This window comes from Photobacterium sp. WH24, assembly GCF_019204055.1.
GTDB classification, from domain to species: domain Bacteria; phylum Pseudomonadota; class Gammaproteobacteria; order Enterobacterales; family Vibrionaceae; genus Photobacterium; species Photobacterium arenosum.
Genome location: NZ_JAGSOZ010000004.1, coordinates 24666 through 46683, shown reverse-complemented (window position 1 = coordinate 46683; position 22018 = coordinate 24666). Strand labels below are relative to the sequence as shown.

Genomic DNA, 22018 nt, shown 5'->3' with positions numbered 1-22018 from the left:
TGGCACTTTGTTTCATGACTTGAGTGCGGTAAAGTGAGCGCAAACGATTATATCAAACAGGCATAATTGTCTGGATTAATATGGAGCCAGTGAAAGCAGGATAGCCTAAAACTGGACAAGGAGAGCAATGTTACCCGCACTGACGTTTGAGAACAGTATCGATGACATCGTACTGTCGTATCTGGATGCGCTGGAAAACGCAGGATTTTCTGGCGATGTTGAACGTACCTATGCCAGCCGTCTGGCTGTCGCAACCGATAATAGTATTTATCAGCAATTACCTCAGGCTGTCGTCTTTCCTAAATCTGTGGATGATTTGGTGCTGGTCGGAAAAGTGGGCCAGCAGCCCGCTTTTCAGCAGGTCAGTTTTTCTCCACGCGGAGGCGGCACCGGGACTAACGGTCAGTCGCTGACACCGGGTATCGTCGTCGACCTTTCACGCCACATGAACCAGATTCTTGAGATCAATCCGCAGGAAGGCTGGGTCAGAGTGCAGACCGGGGTGATCAAAGACCAGCTCAATGACGCGCTTCGTCCTCATGGTTTCTTTTTCTCCCCCGATTTGTCCACCAGTAACCGGGCGACCATTGGCGGCATGGTCAATACGGATGCGTCCGGTCAGGGATCGCTGCAGTACGGTAAAACCTCAGATCACGTACTGGCACTGAAAGCGGTACTGGTGGATGGCTCAGTGCTGGATACCGAACCTTTGACGCAAGACGGGCTGGCCCGGATCGCGCAGCAAAAAGACCAGGTCGCTGACGCCATCAGTGTGGCGGCGAAAGTGTGCCGTGAAAAACGTCAGCAAATTCTGGATAAATTCCCGCCGCTTAACCGTTTTCTGACCGGTTATGATCTGAAAAATGTGTTCAACGACGCGCTGACTCATTTCGACCCGGCGCGTCTGCTGTGTGGCGCCGAGGGTTCGCTGGCCTTTATTGCCGAAGCCAAACTCAATATTACCCCCATCCCTAAAGCCCGGGCACTGGTAAATATTAAGTACGACAGCTTTGATGCGGCGCTGCGTAATGCGCCTGTGATGGTGGAAGCCCAGGCACTGTCCGTCGAAACCGTGGATTCAAAAGTCCTCAATCTGGCCCGGCAGGATATTGTCTGGCACACCGTCAGCGATTTGATCACCGATGTGCCGGGTAAGGACATGCAGGGCATCAATATTGTTGAATTTGCCGGTAATGATGTTGATTTGGTCAAGCGCCAGGTACAGCAACTGGGTGAGCGCCTGGACAGTTTAATTGGTCAGCAGGGGATTATTGGTTTTCAGGTCTGTGACGACCTGGACAGCATCAACAAGATCTACAACATGCGCAAAAAAGCCGTGGGTCTGTTAGGGGCTGCCAAAGGCTGGCAGAAACCGATTCCCTTTGCCGAAGATACCTGTGTCCCACCGGAAAATCTGGCTGACTTCATTGTTGAGTTCCGCCAGTTACTGGATGAGAAACAGCTGCATTACGGCATGTTCGGTCATGTCGATGCCGGTGTACTGCATGTGCGTCCGGCGCTGGACATGTGCGATCCGGCGCAAGAAAAAATGATGAAGGAAATCTCCGATCAGGTGGTGGCGCTGGTCGCCAAATACGGCGGTCTGATGTGGGGTGAGCACGGTAAAGGCTACCGTTCGGAATACGGACCTGAGTTTTTCGGTGAAGAGCTGTTTACCGAACTGCGCCGTATAAAAGCAGCTTTTGATCCACACAACAGGCTGAACCCGGGCAAGATCTGCACCCCACTAGACAGCGATGCTGAACTGGTGAAAGTGGATGGCTTAAAGCGTGGTTATTTTGACCGCCAGATCCCGGTGAAAGTCAGAGACAGCTTCAAGCAGGCGATGGAATGTAACGGCAACGGCTTGTGTTTTAACTACGACACCAGCTCACCCATGTGCCCGTCGATGAAAGTCAGTGCCGATCGCCGTCATTCGCCGAAAGGGCGGGCCGGACTAGTTCGCGAATGGCTGCGTTTACTGGCCGATCAGGGTGTGGACCCGGTCCGGCTGGAACAGGATCTGATGGAAAAGTCGCCGACGGTGAAGCAAATCATCGATCGCTTCCGCAATACCTTCGGATCTCAGCGTAAAGCGTACGATTATTCGCACGAAGTGATGGAAGCCATGAACGGCTGTCTGGCGTGTAAAGCCTGTGCCAGTCAGTGCCCGATCAAGGTGGATGTGCCGAGTTTCCGCTCGCGTTTCATTAACATGTACTACAGCCGTTACCAGCGTCCCGCCAAAGACTATCTGGTTGGCTATGTAGAAAGTTATCTGCCGGTTATGGCCAAAGCCCCGTCACTGGTCAATGCCGTAATGCGGCCCGGCTGGTCAAAATCTTTGACGGCGAAAGTGCTCGGCTATGTGGATATGCCTGAACTGTCGGTGCCGACGCTGATGCAGGGACTGGCGGGCAGCCATGCAACCCGGTTTGATCTGCAGTGGCTGCAGGCTTTGTCTCAAGAAGAGCGGCAGCAGTATGTGCTGATTGTGCAGGACCCGTTCACCAGCTACTACGATGCGGAAGTGGTGCGCGACTTTGTCCATCTGATTGAAAAGCTCGGTAAGAAACCTATGCTGGTGCCGTTTAAGCCCAACGGCAAGGCGCAGCATGTCAAAGGTTTCCTGCGTCAGTTTGCCAAAACAGCGAAAAACACCGCCGACTTCCTCAATCAGCTTGATGAGCTGGGTATGCCTATGGTTGGTGTCGACCCGGCTTTGGTGCTCTGTTATCGCGATGAATACAATGAAATGCTGGGTGATAAGCGCGGTGATTTCAAAGTAATGACAGCCCATGAATGGCTGACGCCATTGCTGAGTGAAATAACCTCGTTGGCGCCCCGTACTGACAGTGAGTGGTATTTATTCGCCCACTGTACCGAGAAAACCAAGATGCCAAACGCTGAGAAAGAGTGGGCGGTCATTTTCCGTCACTTCGGTGCCAGCATGAAAGCTGTATCTGTCGGCTGTTGCGGCATGGCGGGCACTTTTGGTCACGAGAAAGATAAGCTGGAGACGTCCAAAGGGGTGTTTAATCTCAGCTGGCAGCCGAATCTGGCACAGTTGGATGGCGACCGTTGCATGGCAACCGGTTATTCGTGCCGAACTCAGGTAAAGCGTTTTGAGCATATTAAGATGAAGCACCCGGTTCAGGTGTTATTACGTTTGGTGAGTACAGCCTGATAGCAGGCTGTCTGTAACAAACACTGTTACGGCGGAGTGCTCAGGCCTCCGCCGTTTTTCAGGCCACTTTTTCTTTCTGCTTCTCTTTTTGTTTCTCTGTGTCTTTGTCAAACAGGCTGGTGATCTGAGGGTTGACCTTAAACCGTTCCGTGCTGTCGAGGCATTTTGCCTGTTCCGTCCACTGAATCAGTTCGATCACGCCGTCATGGTGCTCGGCCAGAAACGTGCAGTTTTCAATCCAATCCCCGTCATTCAGGTATACGATGCCATCCTGCTCGGTAATTTCCGGATGATGTATGTGGCCGCAGACAATGGCATCGACGTCTTTGTGTTTGGCCATAGTGACAGCGGCATGGCGAAATCTGGCAATCGCCAGGTTGGCCTTTTCGACTTTGCTTTTCAGGTAACTGGCCAGAGACCAGTATGGTTGCCGGGTTAAGCGGCGGTAGCTGTTTAACCAGCGATTTAAGAATAGAAGGAAATCGTAACCGGCATCGCCCAGTAAGGAGGTCAGTTTGCTGTGGCAAACCATGCTGTCGAATTCATCGCCATGAAGAGCCAGAATGCGGTTGCCGTTTGCGCTGGTGTGGATGTAGCGGTGTGCCAGTTCAACATTGCCAAGATTAAACTGAATAAACTTGCGGACGGCTTCGTCGTGGTTGCCCGGAATATAGATGATCCGGCATCCCTGATCCGCTCGCTCCAGTAACAGGCGGACAGCTTTGGTGTGGCTTTCCGGCCAGTGAAACCGCGATTTCAGCGACCAGAGGTCAACGATGTCACCAACCAGTATCAGGGTGTCGGCCTGATAGCGGGATAAAAAATCCAACAGATAGTCGACTTTACAATCCCTGTTCCCTAAGTGTATGTCTGATAACCAGAGTGTACGGTAGGTGTGGTTTCCCATAGTCGATTCAACCCTTATATCAAGGTATCAGTGTCAGAAATAAGACTAATTTTTTTATATGACATTCGGGTGTCGTATCAGTGACTCCTTCATTGCAATGGAACGGTTGTAAAGTGTTACTACCAGTGGCTATTTGTCAATTAGGTTGCGACAGGCATCCGGCGATTAAGATATAATCATCAACTTTCAGATTTTGACCGATGTTTTATTCAATAGATATTTTAGATGAACTTTAAGCCTAAGTATTTGATTAAAATGGTTCTTCCATTGCTTGTTCTACTGGTGTCAGCACTGGTGTATTTAGGCTATTCAGATTATCGTTCTATTCGGGAAAGTGCATACTCACAGGCGCGGGCTAATTTGAACGTGGCGAAAGGGTATTTAGACCTGAATTACATTGCGGTAACGAATCAGTTATTTTTATTATCAGAGATCCTGAAAGGGTCAGGTAATATCCCGGCATTTCTTGATGCGGCTAACTATGTGGTTAACAACCAGAATAAATTTCTGGAAGTCGGATTACTAGTAGATTCAGACTATTACGGGACAGACGGATTTCGTTTGTCGGGGATTGATGAGCGGGTAAAGCGCCGGCCCTGGTATTCTGAAAGCCAGAAAATCGGTGATCTTTTTCTGTCTGACTTTTATCACAGTAACAGCACCAAAAAGTGGTGCGTTGCCCTGGTGAAAAAACTGGCGATACCCGGGAAAAAAAACGTCAGGATCATTATTGAGCTTGATGCCGGTGCGATGTCCGATGATCTTTCCGATCTGAAAACGATGACGAAGGGTTATGTTTATGCGATTGAGCCGCAGACGAGAAGAGTTGTTATTCACCCCGATAAAGCACGATTAGGCGTAGACTCTGTCAGTATAAACCCCGAATTACTGACAACAATCATGGCTGGCAATGGTAACGGTAATATCCCTTCTTACGAATATGATAATCAATATAAATTCAGTGTTTACGATGCCAACAATAATTTTAACTGGGTGTTATTATCCGGCACCAGCAACAGTGAAATTGCGTCCAATGCTTTGAAAGTGGGCGCTGTGGGCGGCACTTTTCTGGTCGTCGTATTTTTTATTTTACTGGCAGGCTACCTGCATACTCGCGTTCATCAGGTGGGTGGTCAGTTAATTGAAGCGCAGGAATTCGATGAACTGCACGAGCAACTGTCTGCGTTATTAAACGATACTATGGGCAGTAGCCGAGTGTATCTTTTCGTAATGAATGCCAATGAAGGGGTGCTGGAAGAGGCCTATCACAACTTACGGGTAAATGTGCCGGCAGATTTACTTTGCCGTATTGCTGGCTGTCAGCAGCTTGGCCGATTCTGCAAGCCCGAGCAGGATGATATTGTCCGCCTTATTGCGCCAAGCGAGCCCTGTATACGGCTGCCTTTAGTCAACAGCGCAAGACAGAATGATTACCAGCGCCCGGCAAGTCAGCTGATCGGTGTGCTGTATATATGCCAGCCCGGTGCGGCTTACCCATTTTTCGCCAAAATGATTGCCAACTACACGCTCAGCGCATTGAATCAGATACTATTGACTCAGCACATTCGCAGTGAAGATCAGATGTCGGGGCTGAAAAATAAGAACAGTCTTCGTCAGCATATGGATCAGAAACTGATGGACAGTGCCGCCGGCTACTTTCTGGCCATGATTGATGTAGATGACTTTAAGTCGGTCAATGATACCTACGGTCATTTGCTTGGCGACGAAGTCATTCTGAACATAGCGAGTCTGATGAAATACAGTTTTCCGGCACAAGCAGTCCTGTGTCGATACGGTGGGGAAGAGTTTGCGGTGTTAATGGAAGCACCAGACACAGAGACAGCCCTGAAGACATTGGATGATTTCCGTGCAAAAGTAGAGGCCAGCCGTATTGATATTGATGAAGACACATCTTGCGCCATTACCGTCAGCATTGGTGTTGCTCCTTTACACAAGGGAATGGAATCGACTATCTCGTCTGCAGACAGGGCGCTGTATCAGGCGAAATCGCAGGGTAAGAACCAGGTGCTCAGCGCAGAAATGTGTTCAATCGGTACAGAAACGGAAGCGGCAACAGCCTGATTCTGTAATTGGTGCTAAGTTGAAGAGTTGGCAGTGAATTTCACAGACGGACATATCCTTGATATAACAATCAGGCGATTAACAGACATCAACAGGGGGAGGCATGCTTAAACTTGGAGTGATAATTCTGCTGATTGCAGCGGCGGTAGCCATGGCTCGATTTTTGGACGAGCGAAATCAGAAAAAACTGTATATTGGTATGCTGATCTGTGCCGTCATTGCTATTGCGGTTTTTATGGCAACGGAACTTGCCAGGTAATGTCTGGTAATTAACGGATTCTTTATTTTTTTCCTTCTCAACGTCAAGTCGCTGAGTCTGACGGCAGCGGCTTGAAACGTCCTTATCTTCTTTTCCCACCACTGAATTGAACATTTCTGGTCAGCAGATCTCACTTATCGTGGCTTGATGTCGCTTTAATGACAGCAATATGATTAGTTCTGTAATTATTAGCTTTGTAATCATTTTCTGGTATTAACTGGATGTATATCAATAACTTATGGGTATAATCAGTGATTTGTTATAAATATTGGGGTTGATCTTATCATTCGAGTCCCTATAATTGTTTTTGAATTCATTAGAGCACTAAACAATGTGGCGACCAATGATTACAATGGCACCATGGGCAATAGACCCAGAAACATCGACTAAGACTCAGGAAGAGTTTGTTTTTCGAAAACCGGAACGAACAGATGGTAATCGAGTGCATTCACTGATCGAATCTTGTCCCCCATTAGACACCAACTCCTCTTACTGCAATTTCCTGCAGACCACTCACTTCAAAGACACATGTATTGTTGCTGAATCAGACGGTGAGATGGCAGGGTTTGTCTCGGCTTACAGAGTCCCTGAGAAGGAAAACACTCTGTTTATATGGCAGGTTGCTGTCGGCGAGAAGGCGCGTGGTAAAGGGCTCGCTTTCAAGATGATTCAACAACTGCTGGCGCGTGATGATCTCAGCGATATTCGCTGTATCGAAACGACCATCACCCGCCTCAATAAAGCCTCTTGGGCGTTGTTTAAGAAGGTGGATCAGGCGAACGGTAACTTAGGTGAAGTCTCGCTGTTCCTCGATGAAGAGAAGCATTTCGACGGTGAACACGACTCGGAATATCTCTATCGCATTCCACTTAAACAATAAATCACGACAAAACAGGATAAGTCATGAATATCTTTAATGCGCAGGAATCAAATGTTCAATGTTACGCCAAAAACTTCCCGGTGGTGTTCTCATCCGCAAAGGGCTGCTGGTTGAACACCAGCGAAGGCGAGCGTTACCTGGATTTCCTGGCAGGCGCTGGTGCGTTGAACTATGGCCATAATAACCCGGTGCTGAAAAAAGCACTGATGGATTACATCGATCAAGATGGCCTGACGCACGGTTTGGATATGCATTCCGAAGCAAAAGCGACATTTCTTGAAAACCTGAAGAATTACATCCTGACCCCTCGTGGTCTGGACTACAAAGTACAGTTCACTGGTCCAACCGGTACTAACGCCGTTGAAGCGGCACTGAAACTGGCGCGTAAAGTCAAAGGACGCCAGAACATTGTTGCCTTCACGAACGGCTTCCACGGTGTGTCTTACGGTGCACTGGCGGCTACCGGTAACCAGCATCACCGTGGTGGTGCGGGTATGGCATTGAGCGGTGTAACCCGCCTGCCATATGAAGGTTACGCCGACCTGGACGGTCTGGCACTGTTTGAAGTTATGCTGACTGATAACTCCAGCGGCCTGGATAAACCGGCTGCTGTCATCCTCGAAACCGTACAAGGTGAGGGTGGTCTGAACGTGGCTTCCGACGAGTGGTTACAGCGCCTGAGCGCTATCTGTAAACGTCACGACATTCTGCTGATTGTCGACGACATTCAGGCAGGTTGTGGCCGTACCGGTACTTTCTTCAGCTTTGAGCCGTCCGGTATCAAACCGGATATGGTGACCCTGTCTAAATCTATCGGTGGTTACGGTTTGCCAATGGCGGTGGTACTGCTGAAACCGGAGCTGGATAAGTGGTTGCCGGGCGAGCACAACGGTACGTTCCGTGGTAACAACCACGCGTTCGTGACAGCCGCAGTCGCTATTGAAGCCTACTGGCACAACGACGAGTTTGAGCAGCACATCAATGCACGCGCTGCCCAGCTGAACGTAACATTGCAAAAAGTACTCAAGCAGTACCCGGCAGTATTTGAAAAAATCAAAGGCCGCGGTCTGATGCAGGGTATTGCCTGTCACGATGGTGAATTTGCGGGTGCAATCGGTAAGCTGTGTTTTGCAAACGGCATGATTATCGAAACCGCTGGTCCGGATGATGAAGTGCTGAAGTTCTTCTGCCCGCTGACTATCAGTGAAGCGGAACTGGAAAAAGGCCTGCACATCTTTGAAAAAGCGGTGGCTGAGTATGCAAAATCCAGCATGAAGAAAGCGTCTTAAGGAGAATAAGAATGATTGTACGCACCCTTGAAGAGTGCCAGAACAGCGAACGCCGGGTAGTGGCTGAAAACGGTAACTGGGAAAGTGTCCGCATGCTGCTGCGTGATGACAACATGGGCTTTTCGTTCCACATCACCACTATCTTTGCCAATACCGATACCCATATTCATTACAAGAACCATCTGGAATCTGTGTATTGCGTATCGGGTGAAGGGGAAATCCAGACCACAGCCGATGGCAAGACTTACGAGATCAAGCCTGGCACCCTGTATGTGCTGGACAAGCATGATGAACACCAACTGCGTGCCAATAAAGGTGTCGATATGGTGATGGCTTGTGTGTTTAACCCGCCACTGACGGGCATGGAAGTCCACGACAAAGACGGTGTTTACCCAGCAGCCGAATAATCGCAGCTGTATTGACGCAAGTGATTAACCCTCCTTGCGATATCAACCTGAGGGTTACCGGAAGGCGGTGCAAACCGCCTTTCAAAACCATCAGGCTAAGCGCTCTCGCTTAGCTGATGAAAATAAAAGGAGTTACCATGACTCATACCGTTGAAAAGATTGGCGGTACTTCCATGTCTGCGTTCGATGCGGTAATGGACAATATCCTGCTCTATCCAGACAATCCTTATCAACGTATGTTTGTTGTTTCGGCCTATGGCGGTATCACTGACGCACTGTTGGAATGCAAGCGAACCGGTGAGCCGGGTATCTTCCGCTACATTGCAGAACGCAATGATGTGTGGCGTGAGAAATTGAAAGCACTGGAGCAGCGTATGCTGCTGATTAACGACACTATGTTTCCTGAGTTGTTCTGTCGTAACCGTGCCGATAATTTTGTCAAAGAGCGTATTGCTAACGCTATTACCTGTATCGAAAATATTCTGGAAACCTGTCAGTACGGACAGTTTTCTCTGACCAGTTATCTGCCTCAAATCCGCGAGTTTCTGTCTTCTATTGGTGAAGCGCATTCTGCCTTTAATACCACGCTGATGCTGAATAACCTGGGTATTAACTCTCGCTTTGTTGATTTGTCGGGCTGGGGCGCTGAGAACAATGTCCAGGGCGATCTGGATGCGGTGATTCTGGATGCGATCAAAGATATCGATCTGAGCAAAGAACTGCCAATCGTCACCGGCTATGTCTACTGTGATGAAGGTTTGATGAAGACTTATGATCGCGGTTACAGTGAGATGACATTCAGTCGTCTGGCGGTATTGAGCAAGGCCAGCCGCGCAGTGATCCATAAAGAGTATCACCTGAGCAGCGCTGACCCCCGTATCGTTGGTCCTGAGCATGTTCGCCCGATTGGAAAAAGTAACTATGACGTTGCTGACCAGCTGGCTAACCTGGGTATGGAAGCGATTCACCCTAACGCCGCTTCAGGACTTCGTCGTGCCGGTATTGAGCTGGCGGTAAAAAATACCTTTGAACCAGAACATCCGGGCACCCTAATTTCTCAGCATTACCAGCCTAATACGGGTAAAGCCGAGATTATTGCCGGCCGGGATAAGGTCTTTGCGCTGCATTTATTTGATCAGGCTATGGTCGGCCAGGTGGAAGACGTCAGCTATGAGCTGATGGAAATCATCCGCGAAGAGAACGTTCAGCTGATCAGTAAAGAGATGAACGCCAACTCTGTGACTTACTATCTGGACGGCAGTACATCGAGCCAGAACAAGGTGCTGTCCAAAGCAGAGAAGCGTTATCCGAAGGCGAAGATTACCGGAAAAATGGTGGCGCTGATTTCGGTTATTGGTTCGGCTATCGATACCAATAAAACCATGAGTCAGGGTGTATTGTCCCTGCTGGATAAAGATATCAGTCCTAAAGCTGCTCACGCTTCTCTGCGTAACGTTGATGTGCAGTTTGTGGTGAAAGACAGTGATTATCACGGCGCAATTTGTGCGCTGCATGAGAGCTTCATGAGCGAAGGCTCGGCAGCAGTCTCGACAGAGAAAGTCGTCGCTTAACAGTCAGTCACTGTTAGTTCCCCCTGAAATGAAAAAGGCAAGAGCATCGCTCTTGCCTTTTTGATCATTATTTAAAGCGGCTGGGTTCAGTATCAGGCCCGTGCGCCACGTTTTGCTGACGGTTTACCGCGAGTCTGAGGCTTACCCGGCGATGACGGACGTTTGCCTGCGCTTTGTGGTTTGCCGTTGCCCTGAGCGTTGCTGCCAGCCTGGGTTTTCGGTTTACCCGGACCCTGACGCTTTGCCGTTCCGTCTTTACGGATATCCGGCTGATTCGGGTGCTTAGTGGCAAAGCGCTTGGCACCGTGCCGGCTTGAACCGCGACGGGTTGCCGGTGTCAGGGCTGCGTCGCTGCCTTCAGCGGGCACCAGACAGTCGGCGCGGTCGCCGATCAGGTGTTTTTTACCCATGCTGATCAAGGCTTCACGGATCAGCGGCCAGTTAGCCGGATCATGGTAACGCAGCAAGGCTTTATGCAGACGACGCTGACGCTCGCCTTTGGCTACAAACAGATCTTCCCGTTGTTTGTACTTAACGCGTTTCAGCGGGTTCGTTTCCGAGTGATACATGGCCGTGGCATTACACATAGGCGACGGGTAGAAGTTCTGTACCTGATCGCACTGGTAATCATTTTTCTTGAGCCACAATGCCAGATGCAGCATGTCGTCATCGGTTGAACCCGGATGGGCCGAAATAAAGTACGGGATCAGATACTGCTTCTTGCCGGCTTCGGCGCTGTATTTTTCAAACAGCTCCTTGAAGCGGTCATAGGTGCCCATGCCCGGTTTCATCATCAGATCCAGCGTGCCTTTTTCAGTATGCTCAGGCGCGATTTTCAGATAACCACCCACATGGTGTGTCACCAGCTCTTTGATGTATTCCGGTGATTCGATAGCCAGATCGTAACGCACACCCGAGGCGATCATCACTTTCTTGATCCCTTTCACTTCCCGGGCTTTGCGGTACAGATCTATGGTGTGTTTGTGGTCAGTATCCAGCTTCTCACAGATTTTCGGGAAAATGCACGACGGACGACGGCAGTTTTTCTCGGCGCGGGGATCGGAACAACCCAAACGGTACATGTTCGCCGTCGGGCCACCCAAATCGGAAATGGTGCCGGTAAAGCCGGGCACTTTGTCGCGGATGTCTTCCAGTTCCTGCAAAATCGACTCGTGAGAGCGGTTTTGAATAATCCGGCCTTCGTGCTCGGTAATCGAGCAGAAAGAGCAGCCACCAAAACAGCCTCGCATGATGTTGACACTGGTCTTGATCATGTCATAAGCCGGGATCTTGGCTTTTCCGTAGGAAGGGTGCGGCACCCGTGCGTACGACAGGCCAAACACAAAATCCATTTCTTCAGTGGTGAGCGGGATAGGCGGCTTATTGACCCATAATTCACGGTCACCGTGCAGCTGAATCAGTGCGCGGGCAGAATAAGGGTTCGCTTCCAGGTGCATCACACGGCTGGCATGGGCGTACAAAATGCGGTCGTTGCGCAGTTTCTCGAAAGAAGGCAAACGCACGGCGCTGGTAAAAGCGTCGTGGCGGGAAGGCTGAATCTGCACCGTCTGAGCTTTAACCGGCTCAGCATCGGCTTTGGATTTATTGGTCTCGCAGACTTCTTCGGTGGCGTACGGATTAGGCATCACCATAGATTTGCCCGGCTTATCGATGCGGGTGGAATCGATAATTTTATAATGGGCAGGGGCTTCTTTCAGGATCACCGCCGTACCGGCGATGTCTGTCATGGTGCTGATGTCTTCGCCGCTGGCAATGCGGTGTGACACTTCAACCAGTGCCCGCTCGGCATTACCGAACAGCAGGATGTCTGCTTTGGCATCAAACAGCACAGAACGGCGCACTTTATCAGACCAGTAATCATAATGCGCCAGACGGCGCAGGCTGGCTTCAATGCCACCCAGCACAATCGGGGTGTCTTTATAGGCTTCACGGCAACGCTGCGAATACACCAGCACCGCGCGATCAGGACGCTTGCCGCCAACATTGTCCGGGGTATAGGCGTCATCATGGCGCAGCTTGCGATCCGCCGTATAACGGTTGATCATCGAGTCCATGTTGCCGGCCGTAATCCCGAAATACAGGTTCGGCTGACCCAGCGCCATGAAGGCATCTTTATTGTTCCACTCGGGCTGAGCGATAATCCCGACACGGAACCCCTGAGCTTCCAGTACCCGACCGATCACCGCCATGCCAAAGCTCGGGTGATCGACATACGCATCACCGGTCACAATGATAATGTCACAGCTATCCCAGCCTAACGCGTCCATTTCTTCACGCGTTGTCGGCAGAAACGGCGCTGTTCCATAGCACTCGGCCCAGTATTTCGGATACTCGTTAATCTTCTTTAAATTCATGCGTTTACTGTTGCTCGCTCAATGTAGGGCATTTGGGGCAGATATAAAAAACGTACGATTTTACCATGTTCCCGCAGTAATACATCATTTTCTATTGATGGAAGCAATCTCTGTTACTACATCCTTCGGCTGGAAACTCTAATTATGTGTGTAATTAATCAGGGGGAGGTGTACAAGTATCGATAGACGGGGACTTTAGTGGCACCGCGCCACACTTACTCGTCTTGTGAGAACAGCTCTTAGTGGCTTGATGATGCTGTATTGCCTAATCAAATGAATAACACTAAAGCGTAGCGTAAGGTCGTGATAGTAGGCGCTACAGGAATGCTGTGTTTTCATTGATGCAGTTTCGCACCTTTAAACACTTTGTCTACAGTATTAATCTCAGATCTTATCGCCATACCAACCAGTGGCAGGTGATGCGTGTTGTGTCGTTTCACGACTTCACGGTTGGCTGCATCATGGCCTGTGCTGAACATGTCTTCGATATAAATGGCTGGCTGAATACAATGCATTTTTGCTCTGCTGATAAAAGCTGAAAACTTGGCTCTTGACGCAGATAAAATAATGGTGGGTTGGATGCAAATGGGGAGATAGATTTCGCCATTTGCATCCTCATAGCTTGCACCAATTATATCAGGGTGCTGAGCGACAATGCCTGAAGACATATAAGAAACGACATTTAATTTTTGCCAGATGGCTAAGTCTTCGGCAACAACAATGGCTAGTTTAGTATCGAATTTCATTAATTTTTCAGCTCGCATTTCTCGCATTTAAAGGATGAATGAATTTAAAGGTGTTTGAATAAATTAATGTAAATATGGGTGTAGGCAATTTTCATCGCTACATAAGCTAATAAGAGTGCCATGAAGAGTTGGAACTTTTTGAAAAACACAGATCTGTTCACTCGTTGACCTATTAGCTTGCCGGTGAGGGAATAACTTAAGGGCGCACCGAAAGCGAACACAGATAATGCGATGGACAAAATCAACGCTTGTAATCCGACTATATTCAGTGCCGGAAACTGAATGGTCACAATGGGCAGACAGGCAATAAAACCTTTCGGGTTCAGTAACTGAAGCATCAGCCCATCCCGGAATGTCAGATCAGACAAGGCAACGGATGTATTATCCGGTTCTCGTCCTGATGTGAACAACTTCCAGGAGAGAAAAAGCATATAAGTACAGCCCAGAATACTGATATATGGAATGATGGTTTCATGAACAACCGAGTGACTGAGAAAGCTCAAAGAAAGGAAAAGAATTAACATGGCGAAACTCACGCCCATGAAAAAACCTGTATTCTTATTTGTTTTATTATTCAGTCCTGTATTAAAGCTGAGCAGATTTACAGGACCAGGTGAATACATTATTGAAAATGCATATAGCCAGATCTCAAGCATATTTTTATCCAGTTGAAAGTTGTTAGCGTGTTATTTGTAATTGATATTGTTTGGGTGTCATGCCGTAACTGCGTTTGAATCGGCGGTTTAAATGGCTGATATCAGAAAATCCGCAATCTGTTGCGACTTCAATCACGGACTCGCCCGTCTCCAGCGCTTTTCGTGCATTGTTAATCCGGCAATTAATTACGTATTGATGGGGTGTAATCCCAAACTGGGAGCGAAACAGCCGTATAAAATGGTACTTCGACATAGTGGCCGCGCTGGCAATATCATCGATGGAAATGTTCTGGTTCAGATGCGCATGTATATACTCTTTCGCCCGCAGTAACAGTGTGTCGATACGATTCGTGGGTGGCTGTTCATTCAGCTGTCCGCCTCGGCGTACCAGCGAATGTGAAAGCTGAAACAGTCCCGATTCCAGTTCTATGTTTGTGGTGGCCGGATTTTCCATCAGCGCAGAGAGCTTCAGCGTCTGCTGACGCAAAATCATATCGTCAAGTAAGGTACCGCTGATTCTGGGAAGTTGCCCCTGACGTACACCTAAGGCTCTGAACTGGGGAATAAATACCTCTGGATGTATGTATAACATCCGGTACTCAAGCTCCTGAGTATCGCCGGAACAGCCGTCATGGACGTCTTCCGGGTTAAATATCAGCACCCCGCCAGGCGGACTGCGATGAAAAGCCCGCTGACAAAAGAAATCTTGCCGCCCTTTGAGAGTCACACCGATGGCATACTCTTCGTGGGCGTGTTTGTCATAGGAAAAGTCACTCATAGTGGCATGAAGCAGGGTAACGCCAGCCAGATGAGGGCTGGTGATAAATTGAAAGCTATTGTCCGGTTTCATTCCTGTCCTCCTGAATCATGGCATAAAGGCAGGTTAAACAAAACGTGTACTAATTGCTTGGACAATATTGCTCATATCAACAGAAATCCATAAAAAAAGGCCGCATCGCGGCCTTGGGGGGTTACGGGCAGTGGTCGGGTATAGCACCGCTTTTTCAGGGGGAAAGGGTTAACCGAAGGATTTACTCAAGCCTTCCAGAAACGTCACTTTCTCGCGCATTTGGTTTGCGGCCTGTTCCATGCGCGACATCATCACAAGGTTTTCAGACGAAGAGGTGGAAATCTGATGGACGTTGTTACTGATCTCCTGGGCCACAGTGCCTTGTTCCTCCGCCGCTGCGGCAATTTGCGTTGAAATATCAGCAATTTCATCCACCATGGACACCACTTCCAGAATACTGGCTGCCGTATCATTGGTATGGGCGACACATTGCTGAGTTTTCTCAATACTCTCGGAAGAGGTTGCCTGCCACTGGTTCAGGGTAGCGTTGATGTTGACAATGCTGGTTTGAATATTTTCTGTCGCGCCGTGGGTACGCTGAGACAAAGCGCGCACTTCGTCTGCCACTACCGCAAACCCCCGCCCTTGTTCGCCAGCCCGTGCCGCTTCGATAGCAGCGTTCAGTGCCAGCAGATTGGTTTGCTCTGCAATGCCCTGAATTTCCATCATCATGGTTTCAATCTGTTCCGACACCTTCACCAGTGACTGGGCCGTTTGCGCCGCATTTTCGGTGTCTTTGGCCAAATCATTGATATTGTTCTGCGTGAGTTGCAACACTTTGGTAGTGTTGGCGCATTTTTGCTGCGCGGTGAGCACTTTGTCTGTCGTCAGCTGAGTATTCTGCGCAATTTCCGTGGCAACAGCCGACATTTGGGTAATGGATGTGGCGATATGCTGGGTATCTTTGTCCTGATTGGAGATCGAGTCTCGGGTGGATAGAGTGACACTGGTGAGTTCATCTGTGACTTCGCGAATGGTCAGCGCCGCATCATCCACCCGGCCCAGCACGGTTTTCAGCCGGGCATCGTTTAATTTCAGATGGAAATCGGCAATGGATGTCATGTCATCACCGCTGTAGACAATCCGGGTGAGGGCATCATAGTTATTCGACAACTGCTGAAAAAAACGGGGTACAGCAAATAGTTCACCCCGACAAAGGATCGCAATGAAGATCAATGGAACAGCAGCGGATAGGAATTCGAACTGAGGGATATAAAAGTGTGTAAATGCCACGCACAGCACGGTGAGCAGGGCAGACAACCCCAGCTTGGCCCAGCTGGACAGACGGAATCCATAAGGATTTTTGTCATTGTTCAGTTGCTGATAGACATGCGTAGCTGTGTTGACCATGTCCTGAGTAGGCTTGCGGCGTACGGACTGATAGCCAGAAACCCGATTGTTTTGGTATAGCGGGGTGACGTAAGCATCCACCCAGTAATGACTGCCGTCTTTGCAGCGGTTTTTAACAATGCCCCGCCAGGGTTTCTCTGCTTTCAGGTGGCTCCACAGGTCACCAAAGGCCGCCCTGGGCATGTCCGGGTGGCGAATAATATTGTGGTGTTGCCCGACGAGCTCGTCAAAACTGTAGCCACTGACTTCTACAAATTCGTCATTGGCATAGGTAATGACACCTTGCAGATCTGTTGTTGTCACTAATTGAGCATTAGGATCAAGCACCACTTCCCGGTCATTAACCTGGCGATTTTTACGCATGAGTTGTCCCTCTTCGTAACGCAATAGATGGCAGCATTGTTGAACTGTTAGCAGTTCTTTTAATTATGTGACACGTCTGACTCAACTCTAGATGAGGGGTATTTAACCGCACAAGGCAAATACCGGGGATTTGAAATTCCTCAAAGAATGCAAATTTAGTGGCAGAAAAAGTAAGCAAAGCTGAAATCAGCGATTATTATTTATGCCCACAGCGTATATTTTACGCTTGGTAAGTCAGATGGATTGGGTGACATAATTCCATATAAAGAGTGCGTCAATTCTGGGTGAACATTTAATGGATAGTCTGCCATCACGCGATAACAGCCAGTATTTGTCTGAATATTGTCTTAAGTGGCGAAGATGTGGTCGATCAGGCAAGAAAAAACCCTGCGAGCGAAAGCTGGCAGGGTTTGATATCAGCCGAATTAATGACTGATTAGAAGTTCGCGGAACGCGGTGTACGTGGGAATGGAATTACGTCACGAACGTTAGCCACACCGGTTACGTAAGAAACCAGACGCTCAAAGCCCAGGCCGAAACCGGCATGTGGTACAGTGCCGTAACGGCGCAGATCGCGGTACCAGTTCATATCTTCCGGGTCGATGTTCATTGCACGCATGCGCTGATCGAGAATGTCCAGGCGCTCTTCACGCTGTGCACCACCGATGATTTCACCAATGCCAGGTGCCAGAACATCCATGGCCGCTACTGTTTTGCCATCATCGTTCATACGCATGTAGAAGGCTTTGATGTCTTTCGGGTAGTTCTTCACGATAACAGGCGCGTTAAAGTGCTCTTCCGCCAGATAACGCTCGTGCTCAGAAGACAGGTCGATACCCCACTCAACGTCGAACTCGAACTGACGGCCGGACGCTCTCAGGATCTCAATGGCATCTGTGTAGTCAACCTGAGCGAAATCAGAATCTACAAATTTCTCCAGACGGGTGATTGCTTCTTTGTTGATACGCTGTGCGAAGAATTCCAGATCATCGCGGCGCTCTGCCAGTACAGCTTTGAACACATACTTCAGCATGTCTTCCGCCAGTTTGGCGACATCATTCAGATCCGCGAATGCCACTTCTGGTTCAACCATCCAGAATTCAGCCAGGTGGCGGCTGGTGTTGGAGTTTTCAGCACGGAAGGTCGGGCCAAAGGTGTACACTTTGCTCAGGGCGCAGGCGTAGGCTTCGGCGTTCAGCTGGCCGGAAACGGTCAGGAAGGTTTCTTTTCCGAAGAAGTCTTCGTTGAAATCAACCTGGCCTTGCTCGGTACGTGGCAGGTTTTCCAGATCCAGCGTGGACACACGGAACATTTCACCGGCACCTTCGGCATCGGCTGCTGTGATCAGCGGTGCAGATACCCAAAAGTAACCCTGCTCGTGATAGAAGCGGTGAATGGCCTGAGACAGACAGTTACGCACACGGGCTACCGCACCAATCACGTTGGTACGCGGACGCAGGTGTGCCACTTCGCGCAGGTATTCAATAGAGTGACGTGTTTTCGCCATTGGGTAGGTGTCTGGGTCATCTACCCAACCAACCACTTTGACGTCAGTCGCTGCCAGTTCGAAGTCCTGACCCTGAGCCGGAGATTCAACCACTTTACCCGTTACTTCCACCGAACAGCCAGTTGTCAGCTTCAGGACTTCTTCCTGGTAATTATTCAGTGCATTCGGGACCACGGCCTGAATCGGGTCGAAACAAGAGCCGTCATAGATGGCAAGGAAAGAGATTCCGGCTTTGGAATCCCGACGTGAACGGATCCAACCGCGTACAGTGATTTCACTGTCTACCGCAATCTTACCGCTCAGTACGTCTGAAACAGGCGCGTAAGTCATGATGTCATTATTCTCCGTTTAGGCACGACTGAGTGCTGTGCTTAATTTACTGTCCAAAACAGCAATATTACCTGTCTTGACACAAGCATCAAGCCTTGATGCGTTACCTGATGGGAAATAATCACATTGTGTCGTGTTTTGTGTTGATTAAATAATCGCTGAGGCAACTCTGGCGGCCGGTTTAAGACCGCCAGAGTGATTTTTAACCTAAGGCGCGGGTGTCGCCGGCGGTGTTAAGTCGCATGTTTGTCCGTCCCTTAATATGGTGCCGGGGTACGGGCTGTCAGGAAGCGGGGCTTCTGTGGGGGTCTGCACCGTAAAGGCCGGCACATTCGCTGCCGGGATCAGCGCAACCATATCGCTCCACATCTCGCCGTCGTCTGCACCCAGAGCCGGTGTCGCACTCTGCCAGCGGGTGAAATGATTGAAGCCTTTGACCGTGAATGCCAGACCATCGGTATCTGAGACTTTTATCCACTCTTTGAAGTTGCCGGTCGGGAATTTTTTCGCGCCATTGCTGAAGGTTTCATCAATCTGCGCCTGAGACATGGCATTTTCGTAATACAGAGTGCCATCCGCTTCGAGTTTCCAGCGGATCGGGATGTCAAAGCCACAGCCGTCGCTGTCTTTGTAGCGACCGGTATTAAAGCCGCTCTGGCTGTCTGCCTGCGCATTTAATACCAAATGACGGGAGGTATCGCTGAACGTCAGGGCTTTACCTGCCAGCATGTTCTGGGTGAAGCGGGGGGTTCTCCCTTCCCAGCTGACGGTACAGCTGGCTGCCTGGCTGGTGAAGGCAGCCTTGGTTTTTGCTGTTGCAGGCATCTGGCTGCCGCTGTTCCAGCCAGAATCGTTGGCGGTGCAGGCAACCAGAGTGTCGGGGGTATATTGCTTGGTCATCAGGTTATCAATGACGCTGTTATTGGCCCCGCCTAAGTCACTCTGACTGTAATATTTGACGGCCAGAATCGGACGATCCTGGTATTTCTTGTGGGTGAGCGCCCATAACTGGTAATCGCTGAAGGTATCATTGCTGTTTTCAGTCAGGCGCAGGAAACCCTTGTCATTCAACTGCCAGCTGCGATTGCTGCTGCCCGGTTGCAAAACGGTGTTGAGGTAATACTCCCAGGTGTTGTCGCTTTTCAGGATCAGGGTTTCCAGCTCGCCCAGCGAGCTCGGGTCAGTGGAGATTTGTACCAGATGCTGATCAACCAGGCTGTTGACACTGTCTGTGACGAAACGCTCATCGCCGCCACATTCTGTCACAGAATTGAGGAACTGATCTTCAGTGGCAGGGGAGGTATTGCCAAAGCTGCAGTCGCCAAAAGCAGGCAGATTGTCACGGGAAGTCACCGCATAGATCTCGTCTTTGGCGGCGTTATTAAAGCCGGCAAAGTGGTAGTCGGTGTCTTTCAGAATGGCCTCGCCCTGATGGACCGCCCCTTGTTCGACGACCAAAAATAAGTAGGGCGTATCAAAGGGGTAATGGTTGGCAAGTTGTTTGACAACATCAGGTACGGCGAACTGGAACATCTCTTTGCCCAGGGTCGACACCGCACCCCAGATACCGGTTTCAACTACAATCCAGTCATCACCGCCGACATTGACCCAGTAGTTGGCCTGATGCGTGCCGTTAAGTACCAACTCCACCACGACGTTATCGGTCAGATGGTAACCGTTGACCTGCTCAATACTGCCAGCGCGTTCTACCGATACCATATCCTCAAGGGCTGTGTAGGGGACGGTCGGGTTGTCTCTGGGCGCTACAGTACACTCGTCGCCACCGACCTGTGTGTTACACAGCAGCATACGGGTAGCCACCGGATTCCAGGTGAAATAGTAGCCTTTGGCAGCCTCGCCAAAGGTGGTGTCGGCAGGTACGTAGCGGGTCATGAAGTGGTTTTCTTTGGTGGTGAGAAAATCATGCATTTTCAGGCCCGCCAGTGAATAGCTGTTGACCCGCATGGTGATGTTGCGGCCATCGGCTTCTTCGAGTCCGGCATCTGTCATGCTGGCGGTGCTGCTGGACGAAATCAGCACCTTGAAATACTCGTACAGATCCTTCCATCCGCTGGAGGTCAGGATCTGGCCTTTAATCGCGTCTTCTTTGCTGTCGAACTGAACCAACCCTTGTTCGCTGAGGTAGGTGAAATCTTCCGTCAATGTGATATCACTGTCGCCATTTTTGGTCCAGCGCCAGTCGATCTGACGGGTTTCATTGTCAGCGGTATCCGGGCTGCTGTAGTCCATCATATCGGCTTCTAGCGTGCTGCCGGTGTTTGAGCTGTGGCTGGCCAGTCGCCAGAAACCCGAGTTGAAGATGGTGGCTATCTCGTCTTTTTGTGCCGTCAGCTCGGTGTATTTGCGGGTCATGATGCCTTCAAGGATGTCGTTGACTATGCTGAGCGACATCAGATTGCTCAGGCTGACACCATTGAGCCCCAGTTTGGGGATCAGGGTGACACTCAGTTCATCAGCCAGCTCATTAACGAAATCGCCGGCATCCCGGACATCGATATTACTGGGGTCACTGACAGTTTCACCAAATATGCCCCAATGGCCGTCTGTGGCGACGCGTTTTATCAACGCACGGTAGGCGAGTGTGGTTTTCAGGGACAGGGCGATCTCGGTGTCCGTTAACGGTGTCATGAAGAGATTGGTCGGTAAGTCGTCGCCGATGGCAAATTGCGGCACGCCATTGAGATCCAGCACCAGCACGCCATGCAGCAGCAGTGGCACCTGAGCTTCAATACTGTAGTTACCGTCTGTCATCGCAAAACTGGTGATGTCACCCTGACCCATCACTTTGCCCTGCTGATTGATAAACAGTACAGCAAAGTTGTCCTGATACAGATCCGGTGTGGCCGCGTAAGCCTGGCTGACAGGACTCCAGCTCAGCCTTTGCTGTGCTGTCATTAACCCGGCAGGCAAGTCGACAGTGACGGTAAATTTGGTTTTGACGGGTGGCAGCTCAGCAGGTTGAATGCCTGCATCATCTCCGCCGCCACCGCACGCAGAAAGCAGTCCAGCCAGAAACAGGCTCAGACCAAGTCTCAGATAGGTGCGCATAACATTTCCCCTGAATACTCAATGCAGCACGTGTTATACCAATCTCATGGCCGATCATAGGCGGCTGGATTGGTTTCGGTGTTTGGGCTGAGTATAGGTAAACGGTGGGCAGGGGAATGTAAAACCCTATGGGTCGTCTCATCTGTTGAGACAGCATCTAAGAATTGAGACGACCGAAAACAGGTGGGGC

Annotated in this window: 15 protein-coding genes; 7 read left to right on the top strand and 8 right to left on the bottom strand. The window is 49.9% G+C overall.

The features are described 5' to 3' along the window. Positions 1-127 precede the first annotated feature (127 nt). Positions 128-3187 carry an FAD-binding and (Fe-S)-binding domain-containing protein gene (locus tag KCG43_RS06465; RefSeq protein ID WP_218383939.1) on the top strand — a complete coding sequence of 1020 codons (3060 nt, stop codon included), beginning with the start codon at positions 128-130 and terminating at the stop codon, positions 3185-3187. A 58-nt stretch (positions 3188-3245) separates the two neighbouring features. Here KCG43_RS06465 and KCG43_RS06460 read toward each other — a convergent pair whose 3' ends face one another. Beyond that, entirely contained in the window at positions 3246-4094 is an 849-nt protein-coding gene (locus KCG43_RS06460; protein WP_192014964.1) for a UDP-2,3-diacylglucosamine diphosphatase, read from the bottom strand. 255 nt (positions 4095-4349) lie between these two features. Between KCG43_RS06460 and KCG43_RS06455 the strand changes: the two genes are divergently transcribed. From KCG43_RS06455 to KCG43_RS06430, 6 genes are all read left to right on the top strand, one after another. Then, a complete protein-coding gene (locus KCG43_RS06455) occupies positions 4350-6176 on the top strand; it encodes a diguanylate cyclase (protein ID WP_218383938.1) in 1827 nt (608 codons plus the stop codon). Positions 6177-6279: 103 nt separating this feature from the next. Further along, positions 6280-6435 carry a hypothetical protein gene (locus KCG43_RS06450; protein ID WP_218383937.1) on the top strand — a complete coding sequence of 52 codons (156 nt, stop codon included), beginning with the start codon at positions 6280-6282 and terminating at the stop codon, positions 6433-6435. Positions 6436-6778: 343 nt separating this feature from the next. After that, a complete protein-coding gene (gene ectA / locus KCG43_RS06445) occupies positions 6779-7315 on the top strand; it encodes a diaminobutyrate acetyltransferase (RefSeq protein ID WP_192014967.1) in 537 nt (178 codons plus the stop codon). A gap of 23 nt (positions 7316-7338) precedes the next feature. Next, positions 7339-8604 (top strand): diaminobutyrate--2-oxoglutarate transaminase, encoded by a 1266-nt coding sequence (gene ectB, locus KCG43_RS06440; protein ID WP_218383931.1) that lies wholly within the window; start codon positions 7339-7341, stop codon positions 8602-8604. An 11-nt stretch (positions 8605-8615) separates the two neighbouring features. Next, positions 8616-9011: an ectoine synthase gene (locus KCG43_RS06435; protein ID WP_027252509.1), complete on the top strand. Its 396-nt coding sequence runs from the start codon at positions 8616-8618 to the stop codon at positions 9009-9011. Between the two features lie 137 nt (positions 9012-9148). Further along, complete coding sequence (locus KCG43_RS06430; protein ID WP_192014969.1) at positions 9149-10582, top strand: aspartate kinase; 1434 nt, start codon at positions 9149-9151, stop codon at positions 10580-10582. 92 nt (positions 10583-10674) lie between these two features. Here KCG43_RS06430 and KCG43_RS06425 read toward each other — a convergent pair whose 3' ends face one another. From KCG43_RS06425 to KCG43_RS06395, 7 genes are all read right to left on the bottom strand, one after another. After that, positions 10675-12957, bottom strand: coding sequence for a YgiQ family radical SAM protein (locus KCG43_RS06425; RefSeq protein WP_218383929.1), 2283 nt, complete (start codon positions 12955-12957; stop codon positions 10675-10677). Positions 12958-13292: 335 nt separating this feature from the next. Next, complete coding sequence (locus KCG43_RS06420) at positions 13293-13703, bottom strand: DUF2000 family protein (protein WP_218383928.1); 411 nt, start codon at positions 13701-13703, stop codon at positions 13293-13295. 44 nt (positions 13704-13747) lie between these two features. Further along, complete coding sequence (locus KCG43_RS06415; protein ID WP_218383927.1) at positions 13748-14359, bottom strand: LysE family translocator; 612 nt, start codon at positions 14357-14359, stop codon at positions 13748-13750. Positions 14360-14381: 22 nt separating this feature from the next. Further along, positions 14382-15209, bottom strand: a complete 828-nt coding sequence (locus KCG43_RS06410) for an AraC family transcriptional regulator (RefSeq protein ID WP_218383926.1) — start codon at positions 15207-15209, stop codon at positions 14382-14384. A 168-nt stretch (positions 15210-15377) separates the two neighbouring features. After that, on the bottom strand, positions 15378-16922 hold the full coding sequence (locus KCG43_RS06405; RefSeq protein WP_218383925.1) for a PAS domain-containing methyl-accepting chemotaxis protein: 1545 nt from the start codon (positions 16920-16922) through the stop codon (positions 15378-15380). Between the two features lie 436 nt (positions 16923-17358). Further along, positions 17359-18759 carry an asparagine--tRNA ligase gene (gene asnS, locus KCG43_RS06400; protein WP_218383924.1) on the bottom strand — a complete coding sequence of 467 codons (1401 nt, stop codon included), beginning with the start codon at positions 18757-18759 and terminating at the stop codon, positions 17359-17361. Positions 18760-18966: 207 nt separating this feature from the next. Further along, positions 18967-21828: a hypothetical protein gene (locus KCG43_RS06395; RefSeq protein ID WP_218383923.1), complete on the bottom strand. Its 2862-nt coding sequence runs from the start codon at positions 21826-21828 to the stop codon at positions 18967-18969. Positions 21829-22018: the final 190 nt, after the last annotated feature.

Excerpts from the sequence above, each read along its gene's own strand:
- KCG43_RS06465 (WP_218383939.1), top strand. The coding sequence starts at position 128 with ATGTTACCCGCACTGACGTTTGAGAACAGTATCGATGACATCGTACTG.
- KCG43_RS06460 (WP_192014964.1), bottom strand. The coding sequence starts at position 4,094 with ATGGGAAACCACACCTACCGTACACTCTGGTTATCAGACATACACTTA.
- KCG43_RS06455 (WP_218383938.1), top strand. The coding sequence starts at position 4,350 with ATGGTTCTTCCATTGCTTGTTCTACTGGTGTCAGCACTGGTGTATTTA.
- KCG43_RS06450 (WP_218383937.1), top strand. The coding sequence starts at position 6,280 with ATGCTTAAACTTGGAGTGATAATTCTGCTGATTGCAGCGGCGGTAGCC.
- ectA (WP_192014967.1), top strand. The coding sequence starts at position 6,779 with ATGATTACAATGGCACCATGGGCAATAGACCCAGAAACATCGACTAAG.
- ectB (WP_218383931.1), top strand. The coding sequence starts at position 7,339 with ATGAATATCTTTAATGCGCAGGAATCAAATGTTCAATGTTACGCCAAA.
- KCG43_RS06435 (WP_027252509.1), top strand. The coding sequence starts at position 8,616 with ATGATTGTACGCACCCTTGAAGAGTGCCAGAACAGCGAACGCCGGGTA.
- KCG43_RS06430 (WP_192014969.1), top strand. The coding sequence starts at position 9,149 with ATGACTCATACCGTTGAAAAGATTGGCGGTACTTCCATGTCTGCGTTC.
- KCG43_RS06425 (WP_218383929.1), bottom strand. The coding sequence starts at position 12,957 with ATGAATTTAAAGAAGATTAACGAGTATCCGAAATACTGGGCCGAGTGC.
- KCG43_RS06420 (WP_218383928.1), bottom strand. The coding sequence starts at position 13,703 with ATGAAATTCGATACTAAACTAGCCATTGTTGTTGCCGAAGACTTAGCC.
- KCG43_RS06415 (WP_218383927.1), bottom strand. The coding sequence starts at position 14,359 with ATGCTTGAGATCTGGCTATATGCATTTTCAATAATGTATTCACCTGGT.
- KCG43_RS06410 (WP_218383926.1), bottom strand. The coding sequence starts at position 15,209 with ATGAAACCGGACAATAGCTTTCAATTTATCACCAGCCCTCATCTGGCT.
- KCG43_RS06405 (WP_218383925.1), bottom strand. The coding sequence starts at position 16,922 with ATGCGTAAAAATCGCCAGGTTAATGACCGGGAAGTGGTGCTTGATCCT.
- asnS (WP_218383924.1), bottom strand. The coding sequence starts at position 18,759 with ATGACTTACGCGCCTGTTTCAGACGTACTGAGCGGTAAGATTGCGGTA.
- KCG43_RS06395 (WP_218383923.1), bottom strand. The coding sequence starts at position 21,828 with ATGCGCACCTATCTGAGACTTGGTCTGAGCCTGTTTCTGGCTGGACTG.